This is a genomic window from Bordetella avium, from assembly GCF_034424645.1.
In the GTDB taxonomy this organism is placed as follows: Bacteria; Pseudomonadota; Gammaproteobacteria; order Burkholderiales; family Burkholderiaceae_B; genus Bordetella; species Bordetella avium.
Window position 1 is genome coordinate 769435 of record NZ_CP139969.1, and the last position, 17487, is coordinate 786921.

At 59.8% G+C, this 17487-nt stretch carries 19 protein-coding genes and 2 tRNA genes; 17 read left to right on the top strand and 4 right to left on the bottom strand.

Features of this window, described 5'->3' with window-relative positions; translation table 11 throughout:
* Window position 1: 1 nt before the first annotated feature.
* The 5 genes from U0029_RS03675 (at window position 2) to U0029_RS03690 (ending at window position 2748) form a co-directional block, all read left to right on the top strand.
* Window positions 2-895, top strand: coding sequence for a tail fiber protein (locus tag U0029_RS03675; RefSeq protein ID WP_114852892.1), 894 nt, complete (start codon window positions 2-4; stop codon window positions 893-895).
* A gap of 11 nt (window positions 896-906) precedes the next feature.
* Entirely contained in the window at window positions 907-1518 is a 612-nt protein-coding gene (locus U0029_RS17260) for a tail fiber assembly protein (protein WP_162790408.1), read from the top strand.
* Between the two features lie 90 nt (window positions 1519-1608).
* Complete coding sequence (locus U0029_RS03680; RefSeq protein ID WP_039051913.1) at window positions 1609-1821, top strand: hypothetical protein; 213 nt, start codon at window positions 1609-1611, stop codon at window positions 1819-1821.
* Window positions 1814-2269: a lysozyme gene (locus tag U0029_RS03685; protein WP_115600671.1), complete on the top strand. Its 456-nt coding sequence runs from the start codon at window positions 1814-1816 to the stop codon at window positions 2267-2269. The genes U0029_RS03680 and U0029_RS03685 overlap by 8 nt, the downstream gene beginning before the upstream one ends.
* Window positions 2270-2313: 44 nt before the next feature.
* Complete coding sequence (locus tag U0029_RS03690) at window positions 2314-2748, top strand: DUF2514 family protein (protein WP_236824243.1); 435 nt, start codon at window positions 2314-2316, stop codon at window positions 2746-2748.
* A 294-nt stretch (window positions 2749-3042) separates the two neighbouring features.
* On the opposite strand, the gene U0029_RS03695 is transcribed toward U0029_RS03690, so the two are convergent.
* The 3 genes from U0029_RS03695 to U0029_RS03705 all read right to left on the bottom strand — a co-directional run bounded on the left by U0029_RS03695 (window position 3043) and on the right by U0029_RS03705 (window position 4610).
* A complete protein-coding gene (locus U0029_RS03695; protein ID WP_147294789.1) occupies window positions 3043-3891 on the bottom strand; it encodes a DUF6414 family protein in 849 nt (282 codons plus the stop codon).
* Window positions 3854-4048 carry a hypothetical protein gene (locus U0029_RS03700; protein WP_114852974.1) on the bottom strand — a complete coding sequence of 65 codons (195 nt, stop codon included), beginning with the start codon at window positions 4046-4048 and terminating at the stop codon, window positions 3854-3856. Before U0029_RS03700 ends, U0029_RS03695 begins: the two co-directional genes overlap by 38 nt.
* 488 nt (window positions 4049-4536) lie before the next feature.
* Window positions 4537-4610 (bottom strand) — tRNA-Cys (locus U0029_RS03705).
* A gap of 356 nt (window positions 4611-4966) precedes the next feature.
* Between U0029_RS03705 and U0029_RS03710 the strand changes: the two genes are divergently transcribed.
* From U0029_RS03710 to U0029_RS03765, 12 genes are all read left to right on the top strand, one after another.
* Window positions 4967-5500 carry a MarR family winged helix-turn-helix transcriptional regulator gene (locus U0029_RS03710; RefSeq protein WP_012418388.1) on the top strand — a complete coding sequence of 178 codons (534 nt, stop codon included), beginning with the start codon at window positions 4967-4969 and terminating at the stop codon, window positions 5498-5500.
* Window positions 5501-5791: 291 nt separating this feature from the next.
* Window positions 5792-6754, top strand: coding sequence for an amidohydrolase family protein (locus U0029_RS03715; protein WP_012418387.1), 963 nt, complete (start codon window positions 5792-5794; stop codon window positions 6752-6754).
* Window positions 6755-6780: 26 nt separating this feature from the next.
* Window positions 6781-7533: a maleate cis-trans isomerase family protein gene (locus U0029_RS03720; protein ID WP_012418386.1), complete on the top strand. Its 753-nt coding sequence runs from the start codon at window positions 6781-6783 to the stop codon at window positions 7531-7533.
* Window positions 7534-7545: 12 nt separating this feature from the next.
* Window positions 7546-8373, top strand: a complete 828-nt coding sequence (locus tag U0029_RS03725) for an alpha/beta fold hydrolase (protein ID WP_012418385.1) — start codon at window positions 7546-7548, stop codon at window positions 8371-8373.
* 3 nt (window positions 8374-8376) lie between these two features.
* Window positions 8377-9408, top strand: a complete 1032-nt coding sequence (locus U0029_RS03730) for a M29 family metallopeptidase (protein ID WP_012418384.1) — start codon at window positions 8377-8379, stop codon at window positions 9406-9408.
* A gap of 32 nt (window positions 9409-9440) precedes the next feature.
* Window positions 9441-10067 (top strand): isochorismatase family protein, encoded by a 627-nt coding sequence (locus U0029_RS03735; protein ID WP_114852243.1) that lies wholly within the window; start codon window positions 9441-9443, stop codon window positions 10065-10067.
* Between the two features lie 564 nt (window positions 10068-10631).
* On the top strand, window positions 10632-11627 hold the full coding sequence (locus U0029_RS03740; protein ID WP_114852244.1) for a Bug family tripartite tricarboxylate transporter substrate binding protein: 996 nt from the start codon (window positions 10632-10634) through the stop codon (window positions 11625-11627).
* Between the two features lie 6 nt (window positions 11628-11633).
* Window positions 11634-12629 carry a substrate-binding domain-containing protein gene (locus tag U0029_RS03745; protein WP_082011630.1) on the top strand — a complete coding sequence of 332 codons (996 nt, stop codon included), beginning with the start codon at window positions 11634-11636 and terminating at the stop codon, window positions 12627-12629.
* A gap of 11 nt (window positions 12630-12640) precedes the next feature.
* Entirely contained in the window at window positions 12641-13516 is an 876-nt protein-coding gene (locus U0029_RS03750) for an FAD binding domain-containing protein (protein ID WP_114852245.1), read from the top strand.
* Complete coding sequence (locus U0029_RS03755; protein ID WP_114852246.1) at window positions 13506-14015, top strand: (2Fe-2S)-binding protein; 510 nt, start codon at window positions 13506-13508, stop codon at window positions 14013-14015. The genes U0029_RS03750 and U0029_RS03755 overlap by 11 nt, the downstream gene beginning before the upstream one ends.
* Window positions 14002-16395: a xanthine dehydrogenase family protein molybdopterin-binding subunit gene (locus tag U0029_RS03760; RefSeq protein WP_012418378.1), complete on the top strand. Its 2394-nt coding sequence runs from the start codon at window positions 14002-14004 to the stop codon at window positions 16393-16395. The genes U0029_RS03755 and U0029_RS03760 overlap by 14 nt, the downstream gene beginning before the upstream one ends.
* Window positions 16392-17171: an SRPBCC family protein gene (locus U0029_RS03765; RefSeq protein ID WP_012418377.1), complete on the top strand. Its 780-nt coding sequence runs from the start codon at window positions 16392-16394 to the stop codon at window positions 17169-17171. Before U0029_RS03760 ends, U0029_RS03765 begins: the two co-directional genes overlap by 4 nt.
* 199 nt (window positions 17172-17370) lie before the next feature.
* Here U0029_RS03765 and U0029_RS03770 read toward each other — a convergent pair.
* Window positions 17371-17446, bottom strand: a tRNA-Gly gene (locus U0029_RS03770).
* Window positions 17447-17487 lie beyond the last annotated feature (41 nt).

Sequence of the window (17487 nt, forward strand, 5' to 3'; positions counted from 1 at the left end):
AATGGCAATTAATCAGCTTCTCCAGTTCGCCACTGCCGACACTAATGTGTTAACGCAGGATGAGTACAGTGCGGACCCGCAGCGCATTTCTGGCAACATCCCGGGGGTTGCTCGTTCAAAATTGGTGAATAAGGCTGCGCGGCAATCTGCCTTTGTGGCAGCAATGATCGGCCAGTATATTTCTGAAAAATCAGGCAAAGATGTCATGGATAATGGTGACATCGACGCCTTGAAGATCAACTTTATCGCCGCTCTGGCTGCCTCCCCAAGCTTTACCGGCACGCCAACCGCTCCAACCGCTGCGCCTGGGACCAATACCACTCAGCTCGCGAACACAGCGTTTGTGCAGACTTCCATTTATCAGGCATTGCCAGCTGGGATCGTAGGATATTTTGCGATGAGCAATGCACCGTTTGGCTGGCTAAAGGCTAATGGAGCGGCCGTGTCTGTTGCTGCTTATGCGGCACTCGCAGCAAATATTTACTGTGGCGACGCTCTAAACGCGACGGCGATCTTCGGGTATCGCTGCACAGACCCAGTTAACCCAACAACGACGCGCAGTACGAGCGGCGCTTATATCGTGTTGCCTGATCTTCGCGGGGAGTTCCCCCGAGGCTGGGATGACGGACGTGGCGTTGACCCGGGGCGCGCATTTGGCAGTGCGCAACAAGATTCTTTGCAAAACGTGACAGGCGCGTTTGGGACTATGGTCGGCGCTGGCGGGTCGATAACAGCCAACGGCGTTTTTTCTATCGCGAACCAATCGACAGGCGTATATGGTTCTGGCGCGTCTGGTTCCGGCGGGTCTGTAAATTTTGATTTGTCCAAAGCCGCAAGAACTGCCGCAGAGACTCGCTCTCGCAACGTCGCGCTACTCGCTTGCATCAAATATTAATGAGAAAAGACATGGAAGCTTCTGGTATTAATTCGGGCAAGGTCGTATCACAGCTTGATGCCGACGGCTGCTATTGCCGTCCGACGGTCGCTGACGAGTCGCCACTTGAGTCTGGCGTGTACCTCATACCTGGTGGGGCTGTGGATATCGCTCCGCCTGAGCTGGTCTCCGGGAAAGCATTCCGGCCGAGAGAGGATCACTCGGGCTGGTTGGCCGTCGATGATAATCGAGGGGCGGTTTTGTATCGGACTAGCGACGGCCAAGCCTACGAGCCAGGACGCCAGCATGGCGAAGATGGCACGTATGCTGGCCTGGGGCCGATCCCGGGGTGGCTTACGACCGAGGCCCGGCCTGATCCATGGAGCGTGTGGAACTCTGGCGCATGGGTTCGCGATGAGGCGGCTTGGCGCGCATCGGTCGTAGCTGGAAATATCGCCAAGAAATCGCAAATGACAGCGGATGCTAACGGGCATATCGCGACACTGCAGGATGCTGTTGACCTAGGCATCGCAACGGAGCAGGAGGTTGCGGCGCTAAAGTTGTGGCGCGTCTATCGGGTCGAGTTGTCGCGTGTTGACGTCTCAGCTGAATCCCCAGTTTGGCCGGTTGAACCGACGGCGTAAGCCAGCTTCTCAAAATACTGTGTCAGCCCGCCCTAGAGCGGGCTTTTTTACGCCCACAAAGAGGCAGCCATGCCACAAAGGACAATCCGAATGAACAATGATGGGCTGAATTTGGCAATCAGCGCGGGGACTGGCGTTGCTGCTTGGCTGGCGACATTTAGCGCGGTAGTGCCCGTATTGTGGGGGGTCTATGTGCTGATCCTGATCGCTATCAAGCTGCCGGAGCTACACGAAAAAAACGCACTGTTCCGCCGAGCCTGCGCATGGGTGGTATCCATTGTGCGCCGGGGTCGCCATGGATAAGGGGAAGATCGCCGCAGGCGTTGTGTCGGCAGCCATCGCCCTGGTGGCCGCCTGGGAGGGGCGCTCTCTAGTGGCTTACGTTGACCCGATCGGAATCCCGACGATCTGCGAGGGCTACACGCACGGGGTAAAGCTGGGCGACGTGGCCACGCCTGAGCGATGCGATGCGCTGACTGAGCAGGAGGTGCGCCGGGCGCTCGCCGTAGTGGACGGATCTGTGCCGCGCCCGCTGCCGGACAGCGTGCGGGTGGCGCTGGCCAGCTTTGTGTACAACGTCGGGCCTGGTGCATACGGCGGGTCTACGCTGACGCGCAAGTTGCGCGCTGGTGATCTGGCCGGGGCTTGCCGTGAGCTGCCGCGGTGGGTTTACGCGGGCGGCAACAAGCTGCGCGGCCTTGAGCGGCGGCGCGATGCGGAGATGCGGATATGCCTGTCCGATTTGCAGTGATTGCGATGGTGTTGATTGCTGCGCTGGCCGCTGGTGCCGCTTGGATGGCCCAGGGATGGCGCAAGGATGCCGTGATAGCCGCACAGGCGGCGGCATTTGCCATCGAGCGTGATGGTCAGGCGCAGGCAACGGTGGCCGCCATCGAGGAGGCCAGAGAGGAAGGAAGACGGCGCACTGCCGCAATGGAGGATGAGCGTGATAAAGCCCAACGACTGGCTGCTGCTGCGGTTGCTGATGCCGCTGGCGCTCGTAATGAGCGTGACCGGCTGCGCTCCCGCGCAAACGCGCTGGCTCGTGCCGCAGCAGATCGAGATCCCGCCGCTGCCAACGGAAGCCCGCCAGGGGCCGCTGGCGCCGATCTGCTCGCCTACATGCTCGGCCGGGTTAGCGATCGAGCTACGGAGCTTGCAGCAATTGCAGACCGTGCCCGAGTAGCGGGGTTAACGTGTGAGCGGATCTACGACGCTATGCGCCGGTAGAGTCTCGCTCGTTATACGGCGCTAGGTGCTCAATAAGGGCGGCACAGGCCAGCCAGTAGGTGCGTGATGTGCAAATGGACGTGGCCCGCAAGGATGATGATGCTATCGCTGCTGAGCTTAAGTCTCGCTGGGTGCGCGGCCCCGGCGGCAAGGGTGGGGGTTGAGTATTGCGACCACGCGCGGCCGATCTATTTTGATTCTGCCGCGCAGGTTGACGCCACGCCGGCGCCGGTGAGGCGCCAGGTGCTTGAGGGCAATGAGACTTGGCGCCTGCTGTGCCGAGGAAAATAAACGCTACGAATTGGCAGGGAGGGTGTCGGCTGCTGCGCGGAGTACCGGGCGGAAGATCGCCACAGGCGTCACCGCATAAGCAGTTGGACTTCTACCGGCGAGTTTTCGCACCAAATTTAGGACGCCATGCATGCTTTCTGCCATGTCTGACGTATTTATCATGGGCCCGCCCTCCGCAAAGGGGTTTTCCCAGTCAGGCTTTGAATCCAAAACAGCGAGCATGATCCACTCTCCCGCTATTGCAGCGCCGTGGGCTAACGCCAACGTGGAGGTATTGATGATGGTGTGCTCGGCTCGGAGGCTTGCCCATACGGCTGCCTCGGTGCGATCTCTCATGTACAACTGCGCATCCGGAGGCATGGCCGCGATAGCCTCTCCGAAATGAGCCATCAGTTCTTTGAGCTTGGACAGTTCCTGCTTATTGGCGTGAGTTACTTTTTGCTCAGCAATCATGATTTTGATTGCTGGGCTCCACATCTTTTGCAGTGTCTGCACATCGGTAAGTTCCATGCGGCCAGCGACCATCACTAAATCGCCAATCCTGGCTGACAGGATGTTCTTCGTGACATGGCCGATTTCATCTAGGCGGTCGATAAGTAGAATGGGCAGGCTCCATTCTGCGTCGTAAACTCGCTCTTGCCCTTCGGTAACGGTTCCGTTGTGTTTCAAGCCGCCTTGCATCACGGCTTTGATGCCCACAGTGCCTTCTGCGGTGTCGGAAGTGGAAGACGAGTGCTTAAAAGTCTTTAAGACGCCTTCATCAAAAAGCTGAGCCAACCATGAGTGGACACGCGGCGTGTCCACGTACAGAAAGTCATAGAGAAAATCTATGCTTGGTGAGTCTTGATCCACGTTTGATGTCCTTTTGTATCTCTTGTTTTTTGGACTCAAGCGCTCGCTGTTTGGCAATCAGGTCTTCGCCTATGGCACGTATCGTCGCGCGCGCGTCGTCCACCGCTGGCTTGCTGGCGGTGAGCTTGGCGAGGAGGTGATCAAGACGAATGTCCATAGCCCATTCTAGCAAATCAAGTCAAGAGCGCAAGAGAACGTCTGCGCAGTTTAACGTACGCCGATAGGAGCGGGCTCGGGCGCGGTGGGCATGAAAACGCCGTAACGCGTGATGGGGGGGCTGGGGCGAGCACTCGGCAGCAAGTATGGGGCTGGGCACCGCGACCACGCCAAACCGATTTGGTTTGCTTCGGCTACGCGGTCGATCTGACGCCGTGGCCGATTCGGCGTCAGACTTTCGAGGGCAATGAGACGTGGGCGCGCCTCTGTACGGCGTAGCGGGGCTGACGTGCGAGCGGATCTATGATGGCCTGAGCAAGTAGGCGCGAGCCCAGCCCAAATAACAAAGCCCCGCGCAAGGCAGGGCTCTGGCCTCCGATACGACTATTGACACTATCTTGCATGGATAGTCGGGGGGGGTATGTCAGAAAATCCCCACACAGCAAAGAGAAAGAAAAAGGCCCGCATCGCTGCGGGCCTTGCTGTATTTGGAGGCGCAAGCCGGAATCGAACCGACGTACACGGATTTGCAATCCGCTGCATAACCACTCTGCCATTGCGCCGGCAGGCAAATGTGTGAAGTGCGCTACTGCGGGTGTTTTGACTGCGGGTGTTTTCACCCCACGCATTTTTACCCCACGCGTTTTCACTTCAAGTATTTGCATTCCCGTGCCAGAAAATCATGATCCGGGAAAGAACGTGATTATGAAATGCGCCGAGCGTCTTGTCAAATTATTACTACAAGTGTTTGTCGCCATGCCGCCGGCAGAGCCTGCGCACTCTGGCGCCGTCGGAGGGTTTGTCATGTTTGACCGGCTGCTACATGGGGCCGCATCGTCAGGCTGCGGTGCCAGCACGGTCCGGAGTCATGTAATATTCAGTATACAAACTAATTTCTCTGTGACCCGAATTGAAGCCTATGGCAGACGCGAAGACAAAAGCGGCCAAGAAACGGCGTGCGACCACACCGACGGGTGACGACACCGTATTTGATCCCACCAAACAGGTGCTGTGGTCTCGGCCAGGCTATCTGGTGCGGCGTCTCAACCAAATCCATTATGCGCTCTTCTATGAGGAGTGCAAAACGCAGAACATCACCCCGGTCCAGTATGGCGTGTTGACGGCCCTGTCACTCAGCCCCTGGCTGGATCAAACCGCTGTCGGCATGGAATTGGGGCTGGACCGCACGACAACGGCCGACGTGATCAAACGTCTGCAGGAACGTGGGCTGGTCAACCGGCGTGTCAATCCCAATGACAGACGTTCGCGTCAGGCCGTGATCACGCAGGAGGGTTTGCGGATCATGGGTCTGTTGCAGACGGGGATGGCGCGCGCGCAACAGCGTTTGGTCTCTCCCTTGTCGCCTCGCAATCAAGAAATCTTCATGAAGTTGCTGTCCACGCTGGTGGAGGCAAACAATCAATACAGCCGCGCAATCGTCAAAGGCATGTAAGTCGTACGGAATGGTCGCGCCAGGCGTGGCCGCCAGACATCTTCGGCACCGTTGCTGGCCTAGTAAAGGTTAGCCCTAGGGTGCCGATATTTTTCTTTCAATTATCAGTATACGGAATATAAAATCAGTATGCTGAGTTTTCCAATGCTGGGTAGCTTGTGCCTACCCGCGTGCAGACGGGGTGGGGAGCCTATGGTTAGCCAGGCTGTATCCATATTCTCAGTGTACTGATTAAAGCGTGTGGCCTTGAAGCCGCGCCGTCACACGATTCATTATCCAGGGAGCAGGCATATGACAAAAGTGCGAAAGATCGCCATCGAGGAGCATTTCACCGCAGTCGGTTTCGGCGATTATTCGAAGGCCTTCGTGCAGCATCTTGACCCGAAGACGACGGCTGAGCTTGTGGCCCGGTTGAGCGATATCGGTGAGGGGCGTCTGGCAGAGATGGACGCGGCGGGCATTGATTATGTGATCCTGTCGCAAACCGGGCCTGGCGTGCAAGGCGAGCCGGATGCCGCGGTGGCCTTGCGGCGCGCCCGCGAAAACAATGATTTCCTCGCGCAGCAGATAGCCCTGCATCCCGATCGTTTCGGCGGGTTTGCGACCCTGCCCATGCACGACCCCGAAACGGCGGCGGCAGAGCTGACGCGCGCGGTGCGTGACTTGGGTTTCAAAGGGGCTTTGGTCAATGGCCACACCCAGGGCGTTTATTACGACGACCCCATGTACGACCGTTTCTGGGAGCAGATGCAGGAGCTGGATGTGCCCTTGTATCTGCACCCTTTCGATGCCTATGTGTTGCCGCATGCTTTCAAGGGCCATCCCGAATTGGCCGGGGCAACCTGGGGATGGGGCGTCGAGACGGGCACGCATGCCTTGCGCCTTTTGTTTGGCGGCGTGTTCGACCGTTTCCCCAAGGTCAAGGTCATTCTGGGTCATATGGGCGAGGGGCTGCCCTTCCAGCGCTGGCGTTTTGACAGCCGTTTTGCCGCCTATCCCTATGGCGTGACCTTGCAGCGCGCACCCTCGGAATACATAGGTTCCAATATTCTGATCACGACCTCAGGTGTCTGTTCTCATCCGGCCTTGATCGGCGCCATTGCGGAAATGGGCCCCGAAGCCGTGATGTTTTCGGTCGACTATCCCTATGAATCGACGGCGCAGGCGGTTGAGTTCATCGAGTCCGCACCGCTGGACGCTGCGACACGTGATCAGGTCTGCTACGGCAACGCCGCCCGTCTTTTCAAGCTTTAAGGCATCCCTTCCTGGAGGAGCAAATCATGCAAAAAAATTACCGTATCGGTCAGATCGTGCCGAGTTCGAATACGACGATGGAGACGGAGATTCCCGCTATGTTGTTGGCGCGCCAGCAGATCCGCCCGGAACGCTTCACTTTTCATTCGAGCCGGATGCGGATGAAGAAAGTGGTCAAGGAGGAGCTCGCGGCCATGGATGCGGAGTCAGACCGCTGCGCTCTGGAGCTGAGCGATGCCCGCGTGGACGTCTTGGGTTACGCCTGCCTGGTGGCCATTATGGCGATGGGACATGGCTACCATCGCCAGTCTCAGGCGCGTTTGACCGCACACACCGCCAGCAATGGTGGCGAGGCGCCGGTCATTACCAGCGCCGGTGCGCTGGTCGATGCCCTGAAAGTGATGGGCGCTCGCAAGATCGCTGTCGTCGCGCCCTATATGAAGCCCCTGACGGAGTTGGTGGTGAGCTATATCGCCAACGAGGGCTATGAGGTCGTGGATTATCGCGCGCTAGAAATTCCCGACAATCTGGAGGTCGGGCGGCATGATCCGGCGCGTCTGCCCGAGATCGTGCTGGGCATGAACTACCAAGACGCCGATGTGATCGTGCTCTCGGCCTGCGTGCAGATGCCCTCGCTGCCGGCCATCGCCAAGGTCGAAGCGCTGACTGGCAAGCCCGTGCTGACTGCCGCGGTCGCGACGACTTATGCCATGCTTAAGGCGCTGGAATTGGAGCCGGTCGTGCCGGGCGCAGGCGCCTTGCTGTCGGGCGCATACTGAAGGGGCGCTGCGATGAGCACTTATCTGTATGGCGCGCAGGTGCACGCCAATGGTATTCGCCAGCACTATCTGCGTTATGGCGGAGAGCAGCCAGGCCGTGATCCGGTGATCATCGTGCCGGGTATTACCAGTCCGGCCGTGACCTGGGGTTTTGTGGCGGAGCGCCTGGGTCAGGCGTTCGACACCTATGTGCTGGATGTGCGCGGGCGCGGACTGTCGCAGGCCGATGCTTCGCTGGACTACAGCCTTGATGCGCAGGCGGCCGATCTGCTCGCGTTTGCCGACGCGCTGGGCCTGGCGCGCTATAGCGTGCTGGGCCATTCCATGGGCGCGCGTATCGGTATACGCGCTGCGCGCAGCCAGCCCGCCGGCCTGGTGCGCCTGGTGATGGCCGATCCACCCGTTTCCGGGCCGGGGCGCAGGGCTTACCCGGCCAAATTGCCCTGGTATGTGGGCTCGATGGCGCAGGCCCGGGCGGGGATGTCGGCCGAAGACATGCTGGCTTTCTGCCCGACCTGGACCCAGGAGCAGCGCCAGTTGCGCGCGCAGTGGCTGCATACCTGCGACGAACGCGCCATTGTGGCCAGTTTCGATGGGTTCGCGATGGACGATATCCATGCGGATCTGCCGCAAGTGCAGGCGCAATTGCTGTTGTTGAGCGCCGAGCGGGGCGATGTGGTGCGCGACGAAGACGCGGCCGAGATTCAGCGCCTGGCGCCAGGGACCGCCCATGTGAGGGTTGCTGACGCGGGTCATATGATTCCCTGGGATAACGAAGAAGGGTTTTATGCCAGCCTGGGCGATTTTCTCGGCGCATCCATTCCGAACGGACGGAGGTGAGACATGCCTGTCAGCGATTATGAAATGATCCGCGCCTGGGAGCAGGTGCTCACGCTGTCTCGTCTTCAGTCCGGACAGACGGTCACCATTCTGACCAGCGCGGCCACTCATCCCCAGACGCTCGCGACGGCGCTCATCGCCGCCCAGGCCAAGGGTGCCATCGTCAACCGGCTCGATCTGCCGCCGGTCAATGGCGAGAAGGCGCTCAGCCGTGATGCGCTGGCCTACTTGGGCACGACGCCTCTGACCGGCAATCCGGCCGCTATCGCCATGCTCAAGGCCAGCGATCTGGTGCTGGATTTGATGACTCTGTTGTTCTCCCCGGAGCAGCACGAGATTCTGCAAACAGGCACCAAGATTCTGCTGGCGGTGGAGCCGCCGGAGATCCTGGCCCGGCTAGTGCCCACCGAGGCAGACCGCGAACGGGTAAAAGCCGCGTCGGCGCGTCTTGCGCGGGCAGGAGAAATGCGGGTGACCTCGGCGGCGGGCACAGATCTGCATTGCCGGCTGGGGGAGTTCCCGGCCATCAGCGAGTACGGTTTCGTTGATGAACCCGGCCGTTGGGATCACTGGCCTAGCGGTTTTGTGCTGACCTGGCCCGACGAGGGCGGCAGCAACGGCACCATCGTCATCGATGCTGGCGACATCCTGCTGCCGCAGAAGTCCTATGCCAGCGGACGTATTGTGCTGACCGTTGAGCAGGGCTACGCCACGCGCATCACCGGCGGTGTAGACGCCGAGCTGCTCAGTGAATACATGGCCTCTTTCAAAGACCCCGAAGCCTATGCGATCTCGCATATCGGCTGGGGTTTGCAGCCGCGTGCTCATTGGTCAACGCTGGGGATGTACGACCGTGAGGCGACCATAGGCATGGATGCGCGTGCCTATGAAGGGAATTTCCTGTTTTCGCTGGGGCCGAACAACGAGGCGGGAGGCAGCCGTACTACCGCCTGCCACATCGATATTCCCTTGCGCGCCTGCACGGTGATGCTCGATGGTGAGGCGGTCGTGAAGGACGGTAAGGTCGTCTCCTGATATCCCTGAGTAATTCATAAGGTTCTCATATCATGAACAATGAACTCGACACCTACCAACGGCAGGGCTTTGGCACCGACCTGCCGCTCAAAGCGCCTTTCGGGCTGCTGATCATCGACTTCGTTAATGGCTTTGCCGATCCGGCGCAGTTCGGCGGTGGCAATATTCCCGAGGCCATCGCGCGTACGCGCGTCTTGCTCGACGCCGCGCGTGAGCAGGGCTGGGCAGTGGCGCATTCCCGTATTGTCTACGCCGATGATGATGCCGACGGCAATATTTTCAGCATCAAAGTGCCAGGCATGCTGACACTGAAAGAGCACTCACACGCAAGCGCCATCGTGCCTGAGTTGGCGCCCGAGGCGGGGGAGTACGTGGTGCGCAAGGCCACGCCCTCGGCATTCTTCGGCACCATGCTCGCGCCCTGGCTGGCCCAGCGTGGGGTCCAGACGCTAGTGGTGGCGGGCGCCACCACTAGCGGCTGCGTGCGCGCGAGTGTGGTCGATGCCATGTCCGCCGGTTTCAGGCCGCTGGTGGTCTCTGATTGCGTAGGCGACCGCGCCATCGGGCCGCATGAGGCCAATCTGTTTGATATGCAGCAGAAGTACGCGGCGGTCATGCCTCTGGATCAGGCGCTGGCCGCCATCGCCCAGGTGCGCTGAGCATCAGCGAAAGCAGCAAGAAGCGAGGCCCGCCATGCGGGCCTCTTGTCATTCGCGGGCGTGCATCGTGCGAGTGCCCTTCATGTCCTGTCCAGTTTGCGATTTTTTAATCAGTATGCTGCACAATAGCGGCCAAAGTGCATGGTCTTGGCATGCGACTGGCTAGGGCTTACCCGAGGAATTTCATCGCTAAACAAGGGGTTTTCAATGATAGGCGCAAACCCTAATGACAATTCAAAAATACGGTCAGTATACTGACTAATAACTCAGTGTACTAACGGTTATTGGCAGCGCGTAAGCAGAGGTCGAAGCCAAGCGATGGGTCTGGTTGAAGCTCAACCGACCGCAATCGCCAGGGCTCGGCTGGTTGATGGGGTCGGCGTCAGTCCGCAGAGGGCATGGCGTTTTTGCAGTGCTGGCAGGCAGTGTGTTCTTCGACATGCTGCGAGTGCAGATTGCTGGCCAGTCTTGTTTCTAAAAAAACCAAGGGGAAATTCCATGCTTAGTTCGTTTCTGCAGTCCTGTTCCGTCAGTCTCGCCACCGCGCGTCCAGCGCGTGCCGCTATGCGGCTGGGGGCGTCTTGTCTGCGCCAATCCAGGCGCTTGGGCGCGCTGACTTTGCTGGGTGGGGCCATCGTCAGTCCGGCTGCCGTGGCGGCCGGCGATTTTCCCAACAAACCGATAGAAATCACCGTCACCTTTCCGCCCGGCGGAGGCACGGATCTGCTGGCGCGGCTGATCGGCAACTATTTCAACGGCGAACTCGGGCAGTCCGTCATCGTTGAGAATCGTCCCGGGGCGAGTGGCAACATCGGCGCGCGATTGGTGGCGCAACGCGCCCCGGATGGCTACTCCCTCTTGATGGTTAATAGTTCCTTCGCCGTCAATCCTGCGGTATTCAGTAATCTGCCCTTTGATCCGAGCAAGGATTTCTCCGCCGTCATCAATTTCGCTTTTGTGCCTTCGGTGATCATCGTGCCCGCCGAGTCGCCCTATAAGACGCTCAAGGAAATGCTCACCGCGGCAAAGGCCAAGCCGGGCGATGTGTTTTTTGCTTCCTGCGGCAATGGAACGCCGCAGCATCTGGCCGGAGAAATGCTCAATATGGCGGCCAAGGTCAAGATGTCGCACATTCCGTACAAGGGCTGCGGCGCTGCGATGAACGACGTGATGGGCAATCAGGTCGGCGCCGCCTTCGTGACCGCATCAAGCGCGCTGCCCTTCATTCAGAGCGGAAAGCTGCGCACTTTGGCGGTTACGTCACCTGAGCGCAACTCGCTCATACCCGATGTTCCGACTGTCGCCGAGCTGGGTTTTCCCGGCTATGAGTTGAATCAATGGCATGGTTTGCTGGCGCCCAAGGGCACCCCCGGCGCCGTTGTCGAGAAGCTGCAACAGACTGTACAGAAAATCATCGCGCGCGAAGATGTGCAGGCGAAGCTTGCCAGCCTTGGCTATACCGTGGCCAACGACGGTCCCGCGCAGTTCCAAACCATGATTGACAACGACATCGGCCGCTTTAAAGACCTGGCCCAAAAGATTGACCTGAAGATCAACTAAGGACGCATCATGAGCAAACTGAAGTTAAGCATGTCCATTGGCAACTACGACCGAACTCAGGCCCTGAAGGATGGCCGAGTGGGGATAGAGGGTTGTGAAGTCAACGTCGTGTCGCTGGAGCCGGAAGAAGCCTTTCATCGCGCCTTCCGTTACGAAGAGTTCGATGTCACTGAAATCTCGATGAGCAGTCACATGATGACGACAGCTCGCGGAGATAACCAGTATGTCGGCATCCCGGCCTTTCTGTCGCGTGTGTTCCGCCACTCGGGCATTTATGTGCGCACCGACCGCATCCGCAAGCCTGAAGATCTCAAAGGCAAGATCATCGGCGTGCCCGAATACCAAATCACCGCCAATGTCTGGATTCGCGGCATTTTGCAAGATGAGTTCGGTATTCGGCCCAACCAGATCAAATGGGTGCGCGGCGGCATCGAAGAACCGGGTCGCGGCGAGCGCGCGCCCATCGATTTGCCGGCCGATATCAGTCTGGAGCAGATTCCCGATGACCGCACGCTTTCCGACATGCTGGAGAAAGGCGAGATCGACGGCTATATCGGCGCGCGCGCGCCTTCGTGTTTCCTGCGTGGCGCGGAACATGTCGGCCGTCTGTTCGGCGACGAATACATCGAGGTCGAGAAGGATTACTTCCGACGCACGGGTATTTTCCCGATCATGCATATGGTGGGCATCCGCAAGTCTCTGGTGCAGGAGAATCCCTGGCTGCCGGTGAGTGTCTATAAGGCCTTTATCAAGGCCAAGGAACTGGCCGTTCATGAGTTGAACGAGCTCTGCCATCTTGCCGTCACGCTGCCCTGGATGGTGCATCACTACAACGAGGCCCAGGCTTTGATGGGCCCGGATTTCTGGCCCTATGGGCTTGATGCCAACCGGCACACCATCGAAACCTTCGCCAACTATCACCACGACCAGGGCATGTCTAAACGCCTGGTCCGGCCCGAGGAATTGTTCGCGGCTTCGTCGCTGGACCTCTCCAAGATCTGAGGCCACGGCGCATGAAGGCTCCCGTTTTCGACTACTACGCTCCTGACACGCTGGCGGCGGCACTGGATTTGCTGTCCTCTCAGGAGAACGCGCGCGTGTTGGCTGGCGGCCAGTCTCTGATGGCGATGCTCAATATGCGCTTCGCCTTTCCGGATTGCCTGGTGGATATCAACGCCTTATCCGAGCTGGCCTATATCCGCGAGGAGGAAGGCCAGGTTCGCGTGGGAGCCATGACCCGGCAGAGGGATGTCGAATTCTCCGAGTTGATCGCCATGCGGCTGCCGCTCTGGAAAGAGGCCATTCTGAACGTGGGCCACCGCCAGACGCGTAACCGTGGAACGGTCGGGGGGAGCCTTTGCCAGCTCGATCCTTCAGCGGAGATCCCCACGGTCTGTATGGCGATGGACGCCGTGCTGACGGTGTCCAGTGTGCGTGGGGAGCGGGCCATTCCCATGGCCGAGTTTCCGGCCGCCTACATGACGCCCAGCATGCAGCCCGACGAGCTATTGACAGGTCTGCGGGTGCAGCCCTGGCCGGCGGGCCACGGTTGGGCCTTTTTGGAGTTTTCGCGCCGTCATGGCGATTTCGCCATTGTCTCGACGGCCGTATTGTTGCTGCGCGATGAGGATGGCCGCGTTAGCCGCGCCAGCATCACGCTCGGCGGCGTGGGTCCGTTTCCTCTGCGCATGTCCGATGCCGAAAACAGCCTGCTGGGCACACAGGCCACGCCGGACGATATCGCCCGCGCCGCAGAACTGTGCGGCCAGGTAGAGGCGTCCAGCGATAGTTATGTGCAGGGGTGGTACCGTCAGCGGCTTGCCAAAGAATATACGGCGCGGGCGCTGCGGCTCGCGCTTTCTCGCACAGGAGCACGGCATGGGTCGTAGCACTTCTTCGGGCAGCCGTCCCATCACGCTGCATATCAATGGGAGCAATCTGACGGCCTGCGCCGAACCGCGAGTCAATCTTGCCGACTTTATGCGCCAGGAACTGTGCCTGACGGGCACGCATGTGGGGTGTGAGCATGGCGTGTGCGGCGCCTGTACGGTGCAGGTCGACGGGCATTCGATGCGTAGCTGTCTCATGCTGGCGGTTCAGGCCCAGGGCAAGCGCATCCGCACGATCGAGGGTCTGGCCGACGAGCAGGGCAACTTGCATCCGGTCCAGGAGGCCTTTCGTGAACTGCATGCCCTGCAATGCGGGTTCTGTACGCCCGGTATTTTGATGTCGGTGGTGGAGTTGCTCGAGAGAAATACCGATCCTAGCGAAGCGGAGATCCGTGATGTGCTTTCCGGGCATTTGTGCCGCTGCACCGGGTATCAGAATATCGTGCGCGCGGTGCAAAAAGCGGCCGAGGTGATGAGGACTTGCCATGGGCATCAATGAAAGTCTCGAGCCGGAAAAGGCGGCTGCCACGCTGTTGCCGGGCATCGGCCAGTCCTTCAAACGCCTGGAAGACGAGGCCTTGCTGACAGGCCAGGCCCGCTTCCTGGACGACGTGCGTGTCGAGGGGGTATTGCACGCTTGCTTTGTTCGCAGTCCGCACGCTCATGCACGGATCAAGTCCATCGATCTGTCTGCGGCACGAGCGTTGCCCGGCGTGTGCGGCGTGTTCGCTGCGCAGGACTTGATGGATGAGCTCACCCATTGGCGTTTGCCCTTGGGATTCGCGTTCGCCGTGTTGCCCGACAATACCTTGCCGTTCGTCCTGGCGCGTGATGAGGTGGCTTTTGTCGGCGAGGCCATTGCGGTGGTCGTGGCCGAGACTCGGCATCTTGCCGAAGATGCCATGGCGCTGGTGAACATTGACTTCGAGGTTCTTCCCGCTGTGGCGGATGCCCGTCTTGCGCTGGCTCCTGACGCACCGCTGGTGCGTACGGAGTTGCAGAGCAATTGTTTGCAGAATTACACCCTCGCTTATGGCGATGTGGATCAGGCATTTTCTGGCGCCGAGATTGTGATCGAAGAGTCTTTCTCGGTGCATCGTGGTTGTGCCCATCCCATCGAGGGGCGCGGCGTCTTGGCGCGATTGGATGTCGCCAGCAATGAGCTGACAGTGTGGTCATCGACGCAGATGGCCCACGAACTGCATTACACCCTGGCTTTGATGTTGGGGCAGCGGGAAGATCAGCTGCGCGTGATCACGCCGGATGTCGGCGGGGGGTTTGGCGTCAAATTCATGATCTACCCTGAAGAAATCGCCATTCCCGCTGTCGCGCGCAAGATCGGGCGGCCTGTGAAGTGGGTAGAGGACCGGCGCGAGAACTTCCTGACCTCGATCCAGGAGCGCGATCAATTCTGGACGGTGGCCTTGGCTGCCGATGCGCAAGGCCGCATTCGCGGCCTGCGTGGCAACTTCATCCATGATCATGGCGCCTATACGCCGCAGGGTACGAACGTGCCGTACAACGCGGCATCGTCCATGACCGGGCCCTATGTCGTGCCGGCGTTTTCGCTTACGGTGGACGTGGCTTACACCAATAAGGTGCCGGTTGCTACGGTGCGAGGCGCGGGTTATCCGCAGGCCGCCTTCGTCATGGACCGCCTGATGGAAAGGCTGGCCAGCCGGACCGGGCTGGATGCGATCCGTTGTCGCGAGTTGAATCTTATCCCCACCAGCAAGATTCCCTACACCAAGCCTTTGAAGTCGCGCGCAGGGGTGCCGCTGGTGATCGATAGCGGGGATTTTCCCCGCATGCAGGCGATGGCCGAAGCCGCGATGGATCGGCCTGGTTTCGAGCGGCGGCGAGAGGCTTCTCTCGCCTCGGGTAAATACCGCGGTCTGGGTTTAGCGAATGCGGTGAAGCCGACCGGCCGAGGCCCCTACGAGTCGGCGACTGTCAAGATATTCCCTTCGGGCCGGATCGCCATCGCCACGGGGGCGCTGGCGATGGGGCAGGGCATCAAGACCTCGCTGGCGCAGATCTGTGCGGCCTACTTTGGCGTAGATCCGGCCGGTGTGGATGTGCATGCCGGCGACACCCGCCATATCGGTTTTGGCATGGGAGGATTCGCCAGCCGTCAGGCGATCATGGCGGGGTCCGCCGTCACCCAGGCGTCGGCGCAGCTGCGCAGCAAGGTGTTGCTGGCCGCCGCGGCCATACTGAAGGTGCCCGAAGACTCGCTGGACATCGCCTATGGCATTGTCAGCAGCAGCGCTAGCCAGGAAACCATCAGCCTGGCTCGCCTGGCCATGGTGCTCAAGGGCGTGCCCGGTTACAGCCTGCCGCTCAAGACCGAGCCGGGCCTGGAATGCACGGCGCACTTTCATTGCGACGATCAGGCCTATGCAGGCTCGACGCATGCCTGCGAGGTCGAGGTGGACGCTAGCACGGGGGCTATCGAGATCCTGCGGTATGTAGCAGTGCAAGACTGCGGTAACTTGATCAATCCCTTGATCGTTGAGGGGCAGGTCGTCGGCGGGGTGGTGCATGGGATAGGCAATACCTTGTTTGAACAGATGTCCTATGACGCTGAGGGCCAGCCGCTGTCGACGACTTGCGCAGAATATCTGCTGCCAACCGCGCCTGAGGTGCCGCATATCGAGGTGTTGTACTGCCCGTCGCCTACGCCGCTGAATCCTTTAGGTGTAAAGGGTGTGGGCGAGTGCTCGACCATCGCTGTCGCGGCGGCCATCATCGCCGCCGTGGAGCAGGCCTTGGCGTCTCTGCAGGTGCGCATCAACGAGTTTCCGCTTAGCCCCATGCGTTTGCTGGAATTGATCGATCAGGCGGGCGGCAGTACACAACAGGAAATGCAGTCATGAATTTCAAGAACCGATTCCATGTCCCTCTGCCGCTGGATCAGGCCTGGGCGCTGATGCTGGACGTGCCTCGCATCATGCCCTGTTTACCGGGAGCCAAGCTGCATGATGTGATCGACGGAAACAAGTACCAGGGTTCGGTGACGATCAAACTGGGACCGATCAAGCTGTCTTTCGATGGCACGGTCGAAATGGTGCGCACCGATGAGCAGAACCATATTGCCTATCTGCATGGCGCCGGCCTGGACCCCAAAGGGCGGGGATCGGCGAGTTCTGACTTCAATTTCGCGTTGACTCCCTCGGCCGATGGGGGCACCGAGGTGGAGGTCAGCACCGATCTCACGCTGTCGGGGGCGGTGGCGCAATACGGCCGTGGCAGCGGCATGATCGCGGAGGTTGCAGGCCAGATATTGGGGCAGTTCGAGCGCAACCTTGCGCGCATGGTGCAAGGCGAGGCAGGCGTGGCTTCTGAGGCGCCGCTGGCAAGCCCCGTCGTGGCGCCGGCTGGCGCGGCCGCAGCGTCAGGCGCCGCCGCACAGGCCGGCATGCCTTGCGCGGCTTCGAATGCCGATGCGCAAGCCATTCTCTATCAGGCGCAGGCCATCTTGAGCCAGGTGCAGCAGCTACAGGCGCAGATGCAGTTGGTCATCGCGCGCACGCAAACGCGCGGGCGCGCCAGCAAAGATGAGGGTGAGCTGAATATGTTGTCCATTGGCCTGAAAGCCATGTGGTCGCAGCTACGGTATTCGATAGGCCGTTTGTTTGGCCGTAAAGACTAAGTGCTTTTGAGGGCCCAAGGCCATGCCGGCGGCATGGCGCCCGATCGGGCTAAGCGGGCACAACGATCTTAAAGCAGGTCTGTCGAAGTTCCTGTGTTCCAGATGTTCTGGCTTGCTGCAAGACGAAAAAAAGCCGAAAACATTGTTTTCGGCTTTTTCCTGGCTTTTATCATGAATGCTTGGGCAATCATGAAGAATTTGGAGCGGGAGACGAGTCTCGAACTCGCGACCTCAACCTTGGCAAGGTTGCGCTCTACCAACTGAGCTACTCCCGCATGCTTCGTGTTCACGTTGTTGCGTGTTCAGCGAAGAAAAG

Coding starts and splice junctions, on each gene's coding strand:
- U0029_RS03685 (WP_115600671.1), top strand. CDS start 1,814: ATGGATAAGGGGAAGATCGCCGCAGGCGTTGTGTCGGCAGCCATCGCC.
- U0029_RS03725 (WP_012418385.1), top strand. CDS start 7,546: ATGAGCACTTATCTGTATGGCGCGCAGGTGCACGCCAATGGTATTCGC.
- U0029_RS03690 (WP_236824243.1), top strand. CDS start 2,314: ATGGCCCAGGGATGGCGCAAGGATGCCGTGATAGCCGCACAGGCGGCG.
- U0029_RS03710 (WP_012418388.1), top strand. CDS start 4,967: ATGGCAGACGCGAAGACAAAAGCGGCCAAGAAACGGCGTGCGACCACA.
- U0029_RS17260 (WP_162790408.1), top strand. CDS start 907: ATGGAAGCTTCTGGTATTAATTCGGGCAAGGTCGTATCACAGCTTGAT.
- U0029_RS03750 (WP_114852245.1), top strand. CDS start 12,641: ATGAAGGCTCCCGTTTTCGACTACTACGCTCCTGACACGCTGGCGGCG.
- U0029_RS03735 (WP_114852243.1), top strand. CDS start 9,441: ATGAACAATGAACTCGACACCTACCAACGGCAGGGCTTTGGCACCGAC.
- U0029_RS03715 (WP_012418387.1), top strand. CDS start 5,792: ATGACAAAAGTGCGAAAGATCGCCATCGAGGAGCATTTCACCGCAGTC.
- U0029_RS03765 (WP_012418377.1), top strand. CDS start 16,392: ATGAATTTCAAGAACCGATTCCATGTCCCTCTGCCGCTGGATCAGGCC.
- U0029_RS03755 (WP_114852246.1), top strand. CDS start 13,506: ATGGGTCGTAGCACTTCTTCGGGCAGCCGTCCCATCACGCTGCATATC.
- U0029_RS03760 (WP_012418378.1), top strand. CDS start 14,002: ATGGGCATCAATGAAAGTCTCGAGCCGGAAAAGGCGGCTGCCACGCTG.
- U0029_RS03740 (WP_114852244.1), top strand. CDS start 10,632: ATGCGGCTGGGGGCGTCTTGTCTGCGCCAATCCAGGCGCTTGGGCGCG.
- U0029_RS03675 (WP_114852892.1), top strand. CDS start 2: ATGGCAATTAATCAGCTTCTCCAGTTCGCCACTGCCGACACTAATGTG.
- U0029_RS03680 (WP_039051913.1), top strand. CDS start 1,609: ATGAACAATGATGGGCTGAATTTGGCAATCAGCGCGGGGACTGGCGTT.
- U0029_RS03730 (WP_012418384.1), top strand. CDS start 8,377: ATGCCTGTCAGCGATTATGAAATGATCCGCGCCTGGGAGCAGGTGCTC.
- U0029_RS03700 (WP_114852974.1), bottom strand. CDS start 4,048: ATGGACATTCGTCTTGATCACCTCCTCGCCAAGCTCACCGCCAGCAAG.
- U0029_RS03720 (WP_012418386.1), top strand. CDS start 6,781: ATGCAAAAAAATTACCGTATCGGTCAGATCGTGCCGAGTTCGAATACG.